This is a genomic window from Aeromonas sp. PrichA-15, from assembly GCF_017939245.1.
Taxonomy (GTDB): Bacteria; Pseudomonadota; Gammaproteobacteria; order Enterobacterales; family Aeromonadaceae; genus Aeromonas; species Aeromonas caviae.
In genome coordinates, this window is sequence record NZ_JAGKRH010000082.1 from 13,183 (window position 1) to 27,478 (window position 14,296).

General features: G+C 62.6%; 13 protein-coding genes and 3 pseudogenes. 8 read left to right on the forward strand and 8 right to left on the reverse strand.

Features of this window, described 5'->3' with window-relative positions; translation table 11 throughout:
- The first annotated feature begins 164 nt into the window (after positions 1-164).
- The 7 genes and pseudogenes from nhaC (at position 165) to J9889_RS12660 (ending at position 8,276) form a co-directional block, all read left to right on the forward strand.
- Positions 165-1,574, forward strand: a complete 1,410-nt coding sequence (nhaC, locus tag J9889_RS12630) for a Na+/H+ antiporter NhaC (protein WP_210556888.1) — start codon at positions 165-167, stop codon at positions 1,572-1,574.
- A gap of 104 nt (positions 1,575-1,678) precedes the next feature.
- Positions 1,679-2,601: pseudogene (locus J9889_RS12635) on the forward strand (LysR family transcriptional regulator).
- Positions 2,602-2,797: 196 nt separating this feature from the next.
- Positions 2,798-3,942 (forward strand): annotated as a pseudogene (locus J9889_RS12640) (ABC transporter substrate-binding protein).
- A gap of 72 nt (positions 3,943-4,014) precedes the next feature.
- Positions 4,015-5,028 carry an ABC transporter ATP-binding protein gene (locus J9889_RS12645; protein WP_103858226.1) on the forward strand — a complete coding sequence of 338 codons (1,014 nt, stop codon included), beginning with the start codon at positions 4,015-4,017 and terminating at the stop codon, positions 5,026-5,028.
- On the forward strand, positions 5,025-5,993 hold the full coding sequence (locus J9889_RS12650; protein WP_210556889.1) for an ABC transporter permease: 969 nt from the start codon (positions 5,025-5,027) through the stop codon (positions 5,991-5,993). Before J9889_RS12645 ends, J9889_RS12650 begins: the two co-directional genes overlap by 4 nt.
- A 7-nt stretch (positions 5,994-6,000) precedes the next feature.
- Positions 6,001-6,816: an ABC transporter permease gene (locus J9889_RS12655; RefSeq protein ID WP_113978209.1), complete on the forward strand. Its 816-nt coding sequence runs from the start codon at positions 6,001-6,003 to the stop codon at positions 6,814-6,816.
- 29 nt (positions 6,817-6,845) lie between these two features.
- On the forward strand, positions 6,846-8,276 hold the full coding sequence (locus J9889_RS12660) for a gamma-aminobutyraldehyde dehydrogenase (protein ID WP_069784282.1): 1,431 nt from the start codon (positions 6,846-6,848) through the stop codon (positions 8,274-8,276).
- 126 nt (positions 8,277-8,402) lie between these two features.
- On the opposite strand, the gene cyoE is transcribed toward J9889_RS12660, so the two are convergent.
- Genes cyoE through J9889_RS12680 form a run of 4 tightly spaced genes read right to left on the reverse strand, consistent with a single transcriptional unit; the run spans position 8,403 to position 11,519 of the window.
- Positions 8,403-9,308, reverse strand: a complete 906-nt coding sequence (cyoE, locus tag J9889_RS12665; RefSeq protein ID WP_113978211.1) for a heme o synthase — start codon at positions 9,306-9,308, stop codon at positions 8,403-8,405.
- Positions 9,305-10,315 (reverse strand): COX15/CtaA family protein, encoded by a 1,011-nt coding sequence (locus J9889_RS12670; RefSeq protein WP_113978212.1) that lies wholly within the window; start codon positions 10,313-10,315, stop codon positions 9,305-9,307. Before J9889_RS12670 ends, cyoE begins: the two co-directional genes overlap by 4 nt.
- A gap of 59 nt (positions 10,316-10,374) precedes the next feature.
- Complete coding sequence (locus J9889_RS12675) at positions 10,375-10,857, reverse strand: hypothetical protein (RefSeq protein ID WP_201932974.1); 483 nt, start codon at positions 10,855-10,857, stop codon at positions 10,375-10,377.
- Entirely contained in the window at positions 10,854-11,519 is a 666-nt protein-coding gene (locus tag J9889_RS12680; protein ID WP_234922604.1) for an SURF1 family protein, read from the reverse strand. Before J9889_RS12680 ends, J9889_RS12675 begins: the two co-directional genes overlap by 4 nt.
- A gap of 78 nt (positions 11,520-11,597) precedes the next feature.
- Here J9889_RS12680 and J9889_RS12685 point away from each other — a divergent pair, with 78 nt between their 5' ends.
- A complete protein-coding gene (locus tag J9889_RS12685) occupies positions 11,598-11,804 on the forward strand; it encodes a DUF2909 family protein (RefSeq protein WP_113978217.1) in 207 nt (68 codons plus the stop codon).
- 8 nt (positions 11,805-11,812) lie between these two features.
- Here the strand turns inward: J9889_RS12685 and J9889_RS12690 are convergent, their stop codons facing one another.
- The 4 genes and pseudogenes from J9889_RS12690 to J9889_RS12705 all read right to left on the reverse strand — a co-directional run.
- Positions 11,813-12,694 (reverse strand): cytochrome c oxidase subunit 3, encoded by an 882-nt coding sequence (locus J9889_RS12690; RefSeq protein ID WP_113978219.1) that lies wholly within the window; start codon positions 12,692-12,694, stop codon positions 11,813-11,815.
- A gap of 2 nt (positions 12,695-12,696) precedes the next feature.
- On the reverse strand, positions 12,697-13,251 hold the full coding sequence (locus J9889_RS12695) for a cytochrome c oxidase assembly protein (protein WP_113978221.1): 555 nt from the start codon (positions 13,249-13,251) through the stop codon (positions 12,697-12,699).
- A 9-nt stretch (positions 13,252-13,260) separates the two neighbouring features.
- The gene (locus J9889_RS12700; protein ID WP_282597948.1) at positions 13,261-14,121 is read right to left on the reverse strand and encodes a cbb3-type cytochrome c oxidase subunit I; all 861 of its coding nucleotides are present in this window, start codon (positions 14,119-14,121) and stop codon (positions 13,261-13,263) included.
- Positions 14,103-14,296 (reverse strand): annotated as a pseudogene (locus J9889_RS12705) (hypothetical protein); the annotation flags it as partial. The pseudogene J9889_RS12705 and the gene J9889_RS12700, both read right to left, overlap by 19 nt.

The following is a 14,296-nucleotide window of genomic DNA, read 5'->3' on the forward strand; positions in this document are numbered from 1 at the left end:
TTTTGTGGGATTTTAAAATTTTAAAGCTGTTTTGCCGAATGAGCAGGGATTTTACACCTCCGCTTTATGGTAGATTGCGCCCTCTTTTGGTAAGCCTCTCGGGATCGACGCATCCGCAGGACGAGAGGGGCTGACCTTGGCGAGCAAGAGTTTAGGGAGCGTCTATGCAAAACCAACAACACCACATCCGATTGCCGGGCATGTCGCAAGTATTTGCCTGCCTGGCCATTTTCCTGGCCCTGGCCTTCTCCTTCACCAGCGTGCTGGATCTGCCAATCCAGCTGGCACTGTTCATCGCCTGGTTCGTCATCATGGGACTCGGCATCAAGCTCGGCCATGATTACAAATCCCTGGAACAGGCGGCAGTCGACGGCGTCGCCAAGGGGATGGGGGCCATCCTGATACTGATCTCCGTCGGTGCCCTGGTGGGCACCTGGATTGCCGGCGGCATCGTCCCCAGCATCATCTACTTCGGCCTCAAGGTTATACACCCCTCCATCTTCCTGCTGGCGACCCTGATCATCTGCTCTCTCACCTCGCTGGCCACCGGCACCTCCTGGGGCTCGGCGGCCACCGCCGGCATCGCCATGATGGGTATAGGCCACAGCCTGGGGGTACCCGCGCCGCTGGTAGCCGGTGCCGTGCTCTCCGGCGTCTACTTCGGTGACAAGCTCTCCCCGCTCTCCGACTCCGTGGTGCTGGCCTCGACCATGTCCAACGTCGACGTGATGGAACACATCAAGGGGATGCTGCCCATCAGCCTGTTCTCCTACGTCATCACCGCCGCCCTGTTCACCGTGGTCGGCATGCAGTATTCCGGCAACGTCAGCCTGGAGCAGGTCAATCTGGTGATGGACGCCCTCGACAAGCAGTTCAACATCACCCCCATGGCCATAGTGCCCGTGGTGCTGGTGCTGGGCCTGTTGGCCAACCGCAAGCCCGCCTTCCCGGTGATCAGCTTCGGCGCCTTGCTGGGTCTTGTCTGGGCCATCGTCTTCCAGGACATGGATCCGGTGAAGGCAATGCACTCCGCCTACAGCCCGTTTGCCATTACCTTCGGCGTCGACTTCATCGACAACATCCTCGGCCGCGGCGGCATGGAGTCCATGCTGGGTTCCGTGGCCGTCATCATCTTCGGCTTGGGCTTCGGCGGTCTGCTGGAGAAGGTCGGCATCCTCTCCGTCATCGCCAGTGCCTTCGAGAAGCGCATCAACAGCGCCGGCAGCCTGACCAGCCACACCATCGGCACCGCCTTCTTGGCCAACGTGTTCGGTTCCGCTATGTATGTATCGCTGATCCTGACCCCCAAGATCATGGCCAAGAACTACGACAGACTGGGGCTGGCGCGCAAGAACCTCTCCCGCAACGCCGAGTTTGGCGGCACCCTCACCTGCGGCATGGTGCCCTGGAGCGACAACGGCATCTTCATGGCCGGGGTCCTCGGGGTAGCGACCCTCGACTACCTACCCTACATGTGGCTCAGCTTCACCTGCATCATTGTGACCATCACCCTCGCCTATCTGGGCAAGGGAGTGAACCGTGTACCGGTCACAGAGGCGGTGACAGCCCGCTAATTTCCGTAAAAACAACGACAAAGGCGCCATCACGGCGCCTTTGTCTGGGCGCGATTCGAGGTTAAGCTGGCACTCACCTTGATCGCACGTGGCAGGACGCCCAGATGAACTTCACCTTTCGCCAGATCCGCTATTTCGTGGCGGTGGCCGACAGCTTCTCGGTGAGCCGGGCAGCCGCCGAGCTGCACATCTCCCAGTCGGCGGTCACCAGCGCCATCCGCGAGCTGGAGACCGAGCTCGGCGCCGCCCTGTTCGAGCGCAACCCGCGCGGCGTCAGCCTCACCACCCAGGGCCACCAGTTTCTGCTGCACGCCCGTCGCATCCTAAGCGCCATGACCGAAGCCAGCCACTCCCTCAAGGCGGTGGCCCAGCAGGATCAGGGGCGGCTTACCATAGGCGTAACCACCCTGGTTGCTGGCTACTACCTGTCGGAAGCGCTCGGCCGCTTTCGCCGCGCCTTCCCGGCGGTACAGATCGAGGTGAAGGAGGATGAGCAGCCCTATCTCGAACACCAGATCGTCAACGGCGAGGTGGATGTGGGGATCCTGATGACCAACCGCACCATCCGCCAGGAGGCGTTCGATACCGAGCTGCTGACCCGCTCGCCGCTGCGGGTCTGGCTCGCCGCCAACCCCCCCTCTGCGCCGAGTCGACCCTCTCCCTCAAGGCGCTCGGCGAGGAGCCCATGATCTCGCTGACCGCCGACCAGCTGGACCAGATCATCGGCGGCGGCCTGCGCCGCTACGGCATCTCGCCGCGCATCGTGCTGCGTACCGCCTCGGTGGAAGCGGTGCGCAGCCTGGTGGCGAGCCAGCTCGGGCTCGCCCTGCTGCCGGACTTTGCCTACCGCCCCTGGTCGCTGGAGCAGGAGCGGGTCGAGGCCCGCGCCATCAAGGAGCCCATCCCCGCCATCGACATCGGTCTGGTGTGGCGGCGCGGCTCGCGCCTTGACTGGGCCGCACGCGAGTTCATCGACATCGCCAGAGATCAGAGCCGGCTGCGGGCCCGCCAGCACCTCCCCCGCTAGGACTGAGCCTGAACAGCCGTGACTCCGGCAAAAAAATCAGATTCATCTGCACTCGATATCGATTTTACAGATACCAAAGCCGCTAAAAATTGAAATTCTCATTGCTCACGGCTTCTCCTACGCTCATGACTGGTTAACAGGATGTTAATTGTCAGCGTGGCATCACAACCGTGCCCGCCCCAGCAAGGAGAGCAAGATGAAACTGACCCCCCTCACCCTGGCCCTGATCCCCGCCCTGCTGGCAGGCCAGGTCCAGGCTGCCCCCACCACCCTCGGCAAGGGTGAAGGCCAGCTCAACATCGTGGCCTGGGCCGGCTACGTGGAGCGCGGCGAGACCGACAAGAACTACGACTGGGTGACCGGCTTCGAGAAAGAGACCGGCTGCAAGGTCAACGTCAAGACGGCCGCCACCTCGGACGAGATGGTGGCGCTGATGAACGAGGGGGGCTTCGATCTGGTGACCGCCTCCGGTGACGCCAGCCTGCGCCTCATCGCCGGCGGCAAGGTGCAGGCGTTCAACCTGGCGCTCATCCCGAGCTACAGCAAAATTGATCCCCGCCTGCAGAATGCCCCCTGGCACACGGTGGACGGCAAGCACTACGGCGTGCCCTACCAGTGGGGCGGCAACATCTTGATGTACAACACCAAAGTGTTCCCCAAGGCGCCCGACTCCTGGAGCGTGGTGTTCGAGGAGCAGACCCTGCCGGACGGCAAGTCCAACAAGGGGCGGGTACAGGCGTTCGACGGCCCCATCCACATCGCCGATGCCGCCCTCTATCTGATGAGCCACCAGCCGGCGCTCGGCATCAAGGATCCTTACGAGCTCAACGAAGATCAGTACAAGGCCGCCCTCGACCTCCTGCGCCAGCAGCGCAAGCTGGTGGGACGCTACTGGCACGATGCCTTCGTCCAGATCGACGACTTCAAGAACGAGGGGTGGTGGCCTCCGGCTCCTGGCCGTTCCAGGCCAATACCCTGATCGCCGACAAGCAGCCTATCGCCACGACGGTGCCCAAGGAGGGCGTCACCGGCTGGGCCGATACCAGCATGGTGCACAGCGAGGCGAAGAACCTCACCTGTGCCTATCAGTGGCTGGAGCACTCCCTCAACAACAAGCTGCAGGGGGATCTCGCCTCCTGGTTCGGCTCCGTGCCCGTGGTACCGGCCGCCTGCGAGGGCAATGCCCTGCTCGGGAAAGAGGGGTGCAAGACCAACGGCATCGACAACTTCGATCGGGTTCACTTCTGGCGTACCCCTGTCTCCCAGTGCAAGAGCCAGGGAACCTGCGTGCCCTACTACCGCTGGGTCTCGGACTATATCGCCATCCTGGGTGGCCGCTGAGGTGCCTCAGTAAATGCCGATATGGGGCCGGACAGGAGTCCGGCCCGCTTCCCACACAGACAAGGACGTCCCATGAATGCCGTACAATTTGACCGGGTCAGCCGCCACTATGGCGAGGTGAAGGCGGTCGACGACATCTCCTTCCAGATCCCGGCCGGCGAGTTTTTCACCCTGCTGGGGCCGAGCGGTTCCGGCAAGACTACCTGCCTGCGGATGATCGCGGGCTTCGAATACCCGAGCGAGGGGGAGATCCAGCTGTTTGGCGAGCCCTGCTCCACCGTGCCCCCCTACGATCGCAACCTCAATACCGTGTTTCAGGACTACGCCCTGTTTCCCAACATGGATGTGCGCGACAACATCGGCTACGGCCTGATGCTCAAGGGCGTCGCCAAGGCGGAGCGTTACCGCAAGGTGGACGAGATGCTGGAACTGGTGCGCCTGCCCGGCGTCGGCAACCGCAAGCCGGGCCAGCTCTCCGGCGGCCAGCGCCAGCGCATCGCCATCGCCCGAGCGCTGATCAACCAGCCGCGCATCCTGCTGCTGGACGAACCGCTCGGGGCCCTCGACCTCAAGCTGCGCGAGCAGATGCAGCTCGAGCTGAAAGCCTTGCAGCGCCAGCTCGGCATCACCTTCATCTTCGTCACCCACGATCAGCAGGAGGCGCTCTCCATGAGCGACCGGATCTGCATCTTCAATCAGGGCAAGATCGAGCAGATCGCCGCGCCGGATACCATCTACGACGCCCCCGCCACCCCCTTCGTCGCCCGCTTCGTCGGCACAGTCAACCTGTTCGAGGGGGAGCAGGCCCGCCGTCTGTGCGGCGATGCTCAGCAGATGATGGTGCGCCCGGAGCGGATCCGCCTCGCCGAGGCCGGCACACCGGGCTGGTCCGGGGTGGTGCGCGAAGTGGAGTATCTCGGCCCCTTCGTGCGCTACCGGGTCGATCTCGGCGAGCAGCTCGAGCTTATCGTCAACCACCCCAACGAGGGCCAGGCCCGTCTGCCCCGTGGCGCCCGGGTCAGCCTCAGCTGGCCGGAGCAGGCGATCCATCGCCTGCACACCGCCCCTCAGGGAGCTCAACCATGAGCGCCCCCCACAGTGCGAGCCTTGCCATGAGCCAACCCACTGCCCCCCTCTCCTATCGGCCGCTGCGGCGCCTCTCCACCCTGCTCTACGGGCGGCCGGGTCTGTTGCTGGCCATCCTGCTGGGGCCCCCCCTGCTCTGGCTTGGCATCATCTATGTCGGCTCCCTGCTGATGCTGCTCTCCAACGCCTTCTTCGGACTGGACGAGTTCAGCGGCCAGATCCGCCACGAGCTGGGGCTGCAGAACTTCGTTGCCCTGCTGCGGGCTGAGAACCTGGACGTGATCCTGCGCACCGTCGGCATGTCGCTGCTGGTGACCCTGGCCTGCGCCCTGCTCGGCTTTCCGGTGGCCTACTACATGGCGCGCTACACCAGCGGCAAGACCCGGGCTCTGTTCTACGTCGGCATCATGCTGCCGCTCTGGTCCAGCTATCTGGTACGGGTCTACGCCTGGAAGCTGATCCTGGCCAAGGAGGGGGTCATCAGCTGGCTGGCAGATACTCTGGGACTGGACTGGCTGCTGGACGCCATCCTCTCGCTGCCGGTGATAGGGGGGCCGTCGCTCTCGTTCTCGCGCATCGGCACCTTCATCGTGTTCGTCTACGTCTGGCTGCCTTTCATGATCCTGCCCATCCAGGCGGCGGTGGAGCAGATCCCGCGCTCCTTGCTGGAGGCGAGCGGCGATCTCGGCGCCACCCCTACCCAGACCTTTCGCACCCTGATCCTGCCGCTGGCCCTGCCCGGCGTGGTGGCGGGCTCCATCTTCACCTTCTCCCTGACGCTGGGGGACTACATCATCCCCAGCATCATAGGCAACTCCACCATGTACATAGGTCAGGTGGTCTACATGCAGCAGGGCACGGCGGGCAACCTGCCCTTCGCCGCCGCCTTCTCGCTGGTGCCGATCCTCATCATCGCCATCTACCTGACCATCGCGAAACGCCTGGGGGCCTTCGATGCGCTCTAATACTTCCATGAAGCGGGACCATGGCAGCCAGCCCTCCGGCCTGCTCAAGTACGCGGCCATCGGCGGTCTCCTGTTCCTGCACTTTCCGATCCTGTTCATCTTCCTCTACGCCTTCACCAGCGAGAGCAAGAGCTACCAGTTCCCGCCCCCCGGCATCACCCTCAAGTGGTTCGAGGTGACCCTCAACCGCCCCGACGTGTGGCGCGCGATCCAGCTGTCGCTGGAGGTAGCGGGACTGGCGACGCTGGCCGCCATGGTGCTCGGCACCCTGGCGGCGGGGGCCATCGCCCGCAGCCGCTTCTTCGGCCAGGAGGTGGTATCGCTGTTGCTGGTGCTGCCCATCGCCCTGCCCGGCATCGTCACCGGCATCGCGCTGCGCTCCGCCTACGGGGTGATGGAGATCCCTTTCAGCTTCTGGACCATCGTCATCGGTCACGCCACCTTCTGCGTGGTGGTGGTCTACAACAATGCCCTGGCGCGCTTTCGCCGCACCAACCAGAGCCTCATAGAGGCGTCGATGGATCTTGGTGCCGACAGCTTCCAGACCCTGCGCTACGTGATCCTGCCCAATCTGGCCACGGCACTGCTGGCGGGGGGCATGCTGGCGTTTGCCCTGAGCTTTGACGAGGTGATCGTCACCACCTTCACCGCGGGCCAGCAGACCACGCTGCCGATCTGGATGTATCAGGAGCTGATCCGGCCACGGGACAGGCCGGTCACTAACGTGGTGGCGCTCATCATAGTGGCCTTCACCACCATTCCCATTCTGCTTGCCTACTACCTCACCCGCGACGGCCAGGACGTTTCCGGCAGCGGCAAATAACGACTCAACGCGTGCGCAAGGATGCAACCATGAAACTCTCTACCCAACTTTTGATCGACGGTCAGTTCGTCACCGGTGACGGCCAGGCCGAGCCCATCCTCAACCCGGCCACCGGGGAGCTCATAGCCTCCGTGCCTGAAGCCTCGTTCGAGCAGGTGAACCGGGCGGTGAACGGCGCCCAGCGCGCCTTCGCCCAGTGGAGCCGCACCACCCCGGCGAGCCGCAGTACCCTGCTGCTGCGCCTGGCCGATGCCATCGAGCGCCACGCCGAGGAGTTCGCGGCCCTCGAATCCCTCAACTGCGGCAAACCCTATCTGGCGGTGCTCAATGACGAGCTGCCGGCGGTAGTGGACTGCTTCCGCTTCTTCGCCGGCGCTGCCCGCTGCCTGCAGGGGCCGCTGGCGGGGGAGTACATCGAGGGGCACACCAGCATGATCCGCCGCGACCCCATCGGTGTGGTGGGCAGTATCGCCCCCTGGAACTATCCGCTGATGATGGCGGCTTGGAAGATGGCCCCGGTGCTCGCCGCCGGCAATACGGTGGTGCTCAAGCCCTCCGAGCAGACCCCGCTCACCGCCCTGCGCCTGGCGGAGCTCGCCAGCGAGCTGTTCCCCCGCGGCGTCATCAACATCGTCTGCGGCCGGGGCGAGAGCGTGGGGGCGCCGCTGGTGGAGCACCCGCTGGTGCGCATGGTGTCCCTCACCGGTGACATCGCCACTGGCCAGAAGATCCTGCAGAGCGCCGCCCGCACCATGAAGCGCACCCATCTGGAGCTTGGCGGCAAGGCGCCGGTCATCATCTTTGACGATGCAGACTTGGAGGCCGTGGTGGCCGGCATTCGCACCTTCGGCTTCTACAACGCCGGCCAGGATTGCACAGCCGCTTGCCGCATCTATGCCCAGGGCAAGATCTACGACAAGTTCGTCGCCGCCATGACCGAGGCGGTTGCCTCCATCAAGGTGGGCGGTCCGCGCGAGGAGGGGGTGGAGATGGGGCCGCTCATCTCGGACCGGCAGCGCAACCGGGTGGCCAGCTTCGTGGAGCGGGCCCAGAGCAGCGGTCACGTCGAGGTGACGGCGGGAGGCAAGATCCGCCCCGGCAACGGCTTCTTCTTCGAACCGACCCTGATCGCCCATGCCCGTCAGGAGGATGAAATTGTGCGCCGGGAGGTATTTGGCCCGGTGGTGTCGGTGACCCGCTTTGGCGACGCCGAGCAGGTGGTGCAGTGGGCCAACGACTCGGACTACGGCCTCGCCAGCTCGGTCTGGACCCGGGATCTCGGCCTTGCCAGCAAGGTAGCCAGCCACCTGCAGTACGGCTGCACCTGGATCAACACCCACTTCATGCTCACCTCCGAGATGCCCCACGGCGGCATGAAGATGTCCGGCTACGGCAAGGATCTCTCCCTCTACGCGCTGGAGGACTACACGGTGCCGCGCCACATCATGGTCAAGCTCTAGGCTCCACTCCGTCCCCCTGAAAACAAGATGGCCCCTTGGGGCCATCTTGTTTTGCATCAGGTCTGTGCATCCCTGCAGTGCACCGACGCAGCGTCACCATTCACCCGACCGCGACCCGCATCAACGTCATGACAACCGCCACAACCAGTGGTGATCCAGAATCAGCAGACCAAACAGCAGCATCAGGTGATAGATGGAGAAACGGAAGGTGCGCATCGCCTGGCCGGGCCGATCCCCGTACTTCAACAGCCAACCATGCCAGCAGAATCCGAGGTTCAACCCAAGGCTGCCGACCAGGTAGACAAGCCCCGACATGCCGATCAGATAGGGCAGCAGACAGACGAGCGTCAGGATCAGCAGATAGAGCAGGATGGCTGTCTTGGTGAAATCGGTGCCGTGGGTGACCGGCAGCATGGGAATGTCGGCACCGGCATAGTCATCGCGCCGGTGGATGGCCAAACACCAGAAATGGGGCGGCGTCCAGGTAAAGATGATCATCACCAGCAGCCAGGGCTCGGCCGAAAGCTGCCCCGTGATGCTGGTCCAGCCCAAGAGCGGCGGCATGGCTCCCGCCAATCCGCCGATGACGATATTCTGCGGCGTGGCCCGCTTCAGCAGCAGGGTATAGACGACCGCATAGCCGAACAGGCTGGCCAGGGTTAGCCAGGCAGTCAGGGGATTTACGCCCCAATGGAGCAGAACAAACCCCGACAGTGCCAGACAGATCGCGAAACTCATCGCCTGCCCCGGCGTGATCCGTCCCATGGCGACCGGGCGCCAGCGCGTTCTGCGCATCCGGGCATCGATGCCGCTATCCAGAGAATGGTTCATGGCCGCCGCCCCGGCAGCGAGCAGTCCAATCCCCGCCAGGCCCAGTATCATCTCGTCCAGAGAGGCGCGTGTCGGCTCGGCCAGCAGCATGCCCACCCAGGCGGTCAGGAGCAGCAGGGCGACCACCTTTGGTTTGGTCAACTGACAATAATCGCGCACCCGGCGGAGGGCAAAGCGCTGTGCCCGCCCTCTCCCATTCATGTCCGGCTCCTGACCATCCCAGGGGATGGCAAGGGGTCGTGATGATGCAAAGAGAGGCTCCCGCGCGCCAGCACACAACAGGCCAGCAGGTGGGCGGCCACCAGATTGTGTGCAAGGGCGTTGGCCAGCGGCAGGGCCAGATGGACGTTCGCCAATCCCAAGGCAATCTGCACGGTCAGCAGACCCAGCAACAGCCAGCCAAACCCTCTCAGGGGGGTCCGCTGGCAGAGCAGCGCGAGGGCGAAAGCACCCACCAGCAAGGCCGTGGTCAGCGCTCCCAGGCGATGGGCGATGTGAATGGTCTGGCGCGCCTCCTTGCCCAGCACGCCGAACTCATAGCTGGCGTGCCCCAGAGGGAGATGAAAGGCTTGCGCCCAATTCAGCTCTGCCTGCCAGTTGCCCTGGCACAAGGGAAACTCCACACACGCCATGGCCGCATAGTTCGCCGACGTCCAGCCCCCCAGCGCGATCTGCAGCAGCAACACGCCACAGGCCATGCTGCCAAGCCAGGAAACGCCCTGGTGTACGGGCGGGGGTGAAGGGAAACCTGCCAATTCGGCCCGATAGAGCCATAGCAAGGTCAGGATGGCGAAGCCGCCCAGCAGATGAGTGGTCACCACCAGGGGATGCAGGGCCAGGGTCACCGTCCACATACCCAGTGCCGCCTGACCCGCAACCAGCACCAGCAAGATGAGCGAGAGGTGACGCAGTCGGCCGCCTGTACGCCAGCCCAAGCCGGACAGGAGCACAATCACGCCTCCCAGCACCCCGGCGCAGTAGCGATGCACCATCTCGCTGCGCGCTTTGTGAGGAACAAGCGGGCTGGCCGGATAGCGCTGTGCCGCCAGTTCCGCATGCTCAGCGCGGGGAATGGCCAGGGAACCATAGCAACCTGGCCAATCGGGGCAAGCCAGCCCGGCATCCGTCAACCGGGTATAAGCACCGAGCGCGATGACAAGAACTGCCAGCGCAATGGCCACGGAGGCCAGCCTCTTGTGCATCTTCATATGACGCCTCGTTGACCGTGCAGTCACCAGAAGATGCGAGTCCCATGTCGGCTGCATCGTCACTGCACCCCACGCTGATATTTGAGCAGTTGCTGCAGATCCGACAGTACCGCCTTGCCAAGCAACGGCCAGGTCGTCGTGCTGCCGGGCACCTCGTAACGCAAGATGGCCAAGCCGCGGGCGTCCACCAGCAGTATATCCCCCTCCCTCATTTCACTGTTTGCCTCGTGAGGTGGCGTCAACTGGACCAGCTCCAGCTTGTCCAGGTTGCGGCCAAGTGCCGCCTGGATGCGCGCCATCAGCACAGGGACCTGCCGGCATTGCCCCTCGCAGCGAGGGGCCACCAGATAGACCAGTCGCCATTGGTGCTGATGGGCAGGAAGCGGTTGCAACAGATAGATATCCTGGTGCAGCCAGTGCCCCTTGCTGCGCGTGCCGGGTTCATACCAGCCCTGGTGAAGAGTCAGAGCCGCCAGCACCACAGGCAGCAGGATCACCGCAGCAAAGAGCGCTGGCACCCGCCAGCGTCGCCATCCGCTCATGGGGAGCACCTCCTTGTCAGCATGACCCCCCCTGACAGAACCACCAGCGCCAAGCCGAGCCATTGCACCGCATAGGCCCGGTGTTTTTCGGGCGGCATGACATTGTGCTGGTAGTGATAGAGGAATGGGGTTCGTCTTTGATACAACACGGCGTCTGCAAGCGGGACTCCGATTGCCTGTCGCAGGGTCTCGACCCTGATGGATTGCAGCCGGTTCGGGTAGGGGCCTGGTTCTATGTTCTGTCCCAGCAGGAAGCCGCCGGGAGCCATGCGCAGAACACCTTCAAGGGTCATTGCGGCGGGAATGGCGGGATTGGGCAATTGCGACCTGTCGGATGGCGCAGGCACCCATCCCAGGTTGACCAGCAACTGTGAGGATCCCCCCTCTGTGCGTACCGGGATGAGCACGTCATAGCCAACCTCCCCGTTGACGATCTGGTTGTCCAGCAACCAGACATAAGGGCTGATCCACTCGGCTTTCCCTTGCAGAGGCTGGCCATCCAGTGACTCCGGGTGTTGCCAGTCGATCTGGGCCAATGTCCTTGGCCCGGCCTGCTGCATCTTTGCCATCTGCGCCAGCCAGGCCGTTTTTTCCATTCCGCGCTGCCACTGCCAGAACGCCAGCTTGCACAAACCGGCCGTCACCACCAGAGTGAACAACAAGACGAACCAGCGTCTGTGATGCCATGGTCGTCGCTTGTCTCGTGCAGCCGAATCGCGCATATCGAGGAGGATCCCAAGATGTTGATCAAGGTCGTTCTGATACTCATGCTGCTGCTCATCATCGGCCAGCTGTTTCACGCCCTCTGGCTGATGCTCAGTGAAGGCAATACGCAAAAGATGTCGGTACCTCTGGGCCGGCGCGTCTTCTTCTCCCTGCTGGTGGTCATCATACTGCTGCTCTCTCTCGCGATGGGCTGGCTGGAGCCCAACCCTCGCCCCTACTGAGCACGGCATCAAAGCAGGTAGACAAAGACGAACAGACAGAGCCAGATCACATCGACGAAGTGCCAGTACCAGGCCGCAGCCTGGAAAGCGAAATGACGCTGTGGGGTGAAATGATCCCTCAACATGATTCGCAGCCAGATGATGGTCAGGAAAAGGGTGCCCAGCAGCACGTGCAGTCCATGGAACCCGGTCAGAATGAAGAAGGTATTGCCATAGATGCCGGAATCCAGCCGCAACCCGAGATCCCGATAGGCATGCAGATACTCATAGCCTTGAAACCACAGGAATGTCAGCCCGAGCACCACAGTTGCCAGCAACATCCCCTTGAGCCGCATGCGTCTGCCGTTTTCCAGACTCATGTGTGCAAACAGCAGGGTCACGGAGGAGCCGAGCAGGATCAAGGTATTGATGAGGGGGATCCCCTGCCAGGGCATGGCCTGGGTCGTGGCCCCGCCGGGCGTCTTGAGCAGGGGCCAGTGAGCGGTGAAATCCGGCCACAGCAGCTGGCCCGTCATCACCCTGTGGCCCGCACCATCCAGCCAGGGCACCGCAAGCTGGCGTGCATAGAACAGCACTCCGAAAAAAGCCAGAAAGAACATCACTTCAGAGAAGATGAACCAGACCATGCCCTGCCTGAAGGATCTGTCCATCTGGGCGCTGTAGAGCCCGGTCATGGACTCCCGGATGATGTGACGGAACCAGCCAAACAACATGAATGCCAGCAGGGCGACACCGGCCATCATCAGATACCGGCCGAAACCGGTCTGCCCACTCGTCACTTCATTGACCAGATGTCCCGCCCCCAACGCCAGGAAAAACAGTGCAATGGCACCAATGATGGGCCAGCGACTCTGGTCCGGGACATAATAGGTCTGGTTCACCTTGGCCATGGTCATTTCCTCTGTGCGAGTGCCGGTGCAGGTACGGACTCCGTGATGTCATAGAGCGAGTAGGAAAGCGTGATGGTATTGATGCTGTCCGGTAGTGCCGGATCGATATAGAACTTGAGCGGCATCAGCTTGCTCTGCCCTGCCCTCAGCTCCTGGTGATCGAAGCAGAAACACTCCACTTTCTTCAGATAGGCTGCGGCGGGACCGGGAGAGACCGACGGGACCGCCTGACCCACCATGGTCCGCTCCGTGGGATTGAACACCCGAAAGTTGACCATCTTCACCTCCCCCGGCCGCACCGACAGCCGAGTCGTCTCACCGCTGAACTCCCACGGCATCCGGGTATCCGCATGAGCAAGAAACTCGATCTGGATGCTCCGCTTGCTGTCGATCACCGCCCGCTCCGTACTGGCCGCTTGATCAGACGTCTTGCCATTGAGGCCGGTGATCCGGCAGAAGACGTCATAAAGCGGCACCAGCGCAAAGGCAAAACCAAACATGACGAGCACGACCAGAGCCAGTTTTCTGAGCAAGGGGGCATGACTGACCTTGGTCATATGACCCCCCTAACGCTCTTCCGACCGGATATCCGGTGGAGTCTGGAAACTGTGATAGGGAGGGGGAGAAGAGAGCGTCCATTCCAGCCCCTCGGCCCCCTCCCATACCCGATCGCTCGCCTTGGCTCCGCCTCTGATGCATTTGATCACCCCCCAGACAAACAGCAGCTGGGACAGGCCGAAGGCAAAGCCCCCCAGGCTGATCAGCATGTTGAAGTCGGCAAATTGCAGGGCGTAATCGGGAATGCGGCGAGGCATGCCCGCCAGCCCGACAAAATGCATGGGGAAAAACAGCACATTGACCGAGACGAGCGAACACCAGAAGTGCCATTGGCCGAGCCGCTCGTCATACATGTGCCCCGTCCATTTCGGCAACCAGTAGTAGGCCGCAGCCAGGATCGAGAAGACGGCACCGGTCACCAGCACATAATGGAAATGGGCCACTACGAAATAGGTGTCGTGATACTGAAAATCAGCTGGCGTCATGGCCAGCATCAGCCCGGAGAAACCGCCAATGGTGAACAGGGTGATGAAGGCGATGGCAAACAGCATGGGGGTCTCGAATGTCAGAGAACCACGCCACATGGTAGCAAGCCAGTTGAATACCTTTACCCCTGTCGGCACCGCGATCAACATGGTGGTGTACATGAAGAACAGCTCCGCCACCACGGGCAATCCGGTAGTGAACATGTGGTGAGCCCAGACCATGAAGGAGAGCAAGGCGATGCTGCTGGTGGCATAAACCATGGAGCGATAACCGAACAGCTTCTTGCGGGAGAAGGTCGGAATGATGCTGGAGACGATGCCGAAAGCCGGCAATATCATGATGTAGACTTCCGGGCAGGGCGGGATTATACTTTTTGCGAGCAATTCGCATCTGTCGTCACGCCAAAAAACACCTCCATTCGAAAATCATCACTCCAGCAAGCGCATTTGATTTTTCGCCGCTTGCTGATTGACTTCGGATGATGCTGCGCCATGTTCAGCGCAATGCGACGAAACAGGGCAAACACCTCTGCTGCCTCCCTGTCACCAATCCGGCTCA

Excerpts from the sequence above, each read along its gene's own strand:
- nhaC (WP_210556888.1), top strand. The coding sequence starts at position 165 with ATGCAAAACCAACAACACCACATCCGATTGCCGGGCATGTCGCAAGTA.
- J9889_RS12645 (WP_103858226.1), top strand. The coding sequence starts at position 4,015 with ATGAATGCCGTACAATTTGACCGGGTCAGCCGCCACTATGGCGAGGTG.
- J9889_RS12650 (WP_210556889.1), top strand. The coding sequence starts at position 5,025 with ATGAGCGCCCCCCACAGTGCGAGCCTTGCCATGAGCCAACCCACTGCC.
- J9889_RS12655 (WP_113978209.1), top strand. The coding sequence starts at position 6,001 with ATGAAGCGGGACCATGGCAGCCAGCCCTCCGGCCTGCTCAAGTACGCG.
- J9889_RS12660 (WP_069784282.1), top strand. The coding sequence starts at position 6,846 with ATGAAACTCTCTACCCAACTTTTGATCGACGGTCAGTTCGTCACCGGT.
- cyoE (WP_113978211.1), bottom strand. The coding sequence starts at position 9,308 with ATGAATGGGAGAGGGCGGGCACAGCGCTTTGCCCTCCGCCGGGTGCGC.
- J9889_RS12670 (WP_113978212.1), bottom strand. The coding sequence starts at position 10,315 with ATGAAGATGCACAAGAGGCTGGCCTCCGTGGCCATTGCGCTGGCAGTT.
- J9889_RS12675 (WP_201932974.1), bottom strand. The coding sequence starts at position 10,857 with ATGAGCGGATGGCGACGCTGGCGGGTGCCAGCGCTCTTTGCTGCGGTG.
- J9889_RS12685 (WP_113978217.1), top strand. The coding sequence starts at position 11,598 with ATGTTGATCAAGGTCGTTCTGATACTCATGCTGCTGCTCATCATCGGC.
- J9889_RS12690 (WP_113978219.1), bottom strand. The coding sequence starts at position 12,694 with ATGGCCAAGGTGAACCAGACCTATTATGTCCCGGACCAGAGTCGCTGG.
- J9889_RS12695 (WP_113978221.1), bottom strand. The coding sequence starts at position 13,251 with ATGACCAAGGTCAGTCATGCCCCCTTGCTCAGAAAACTGGCTCTGGTC.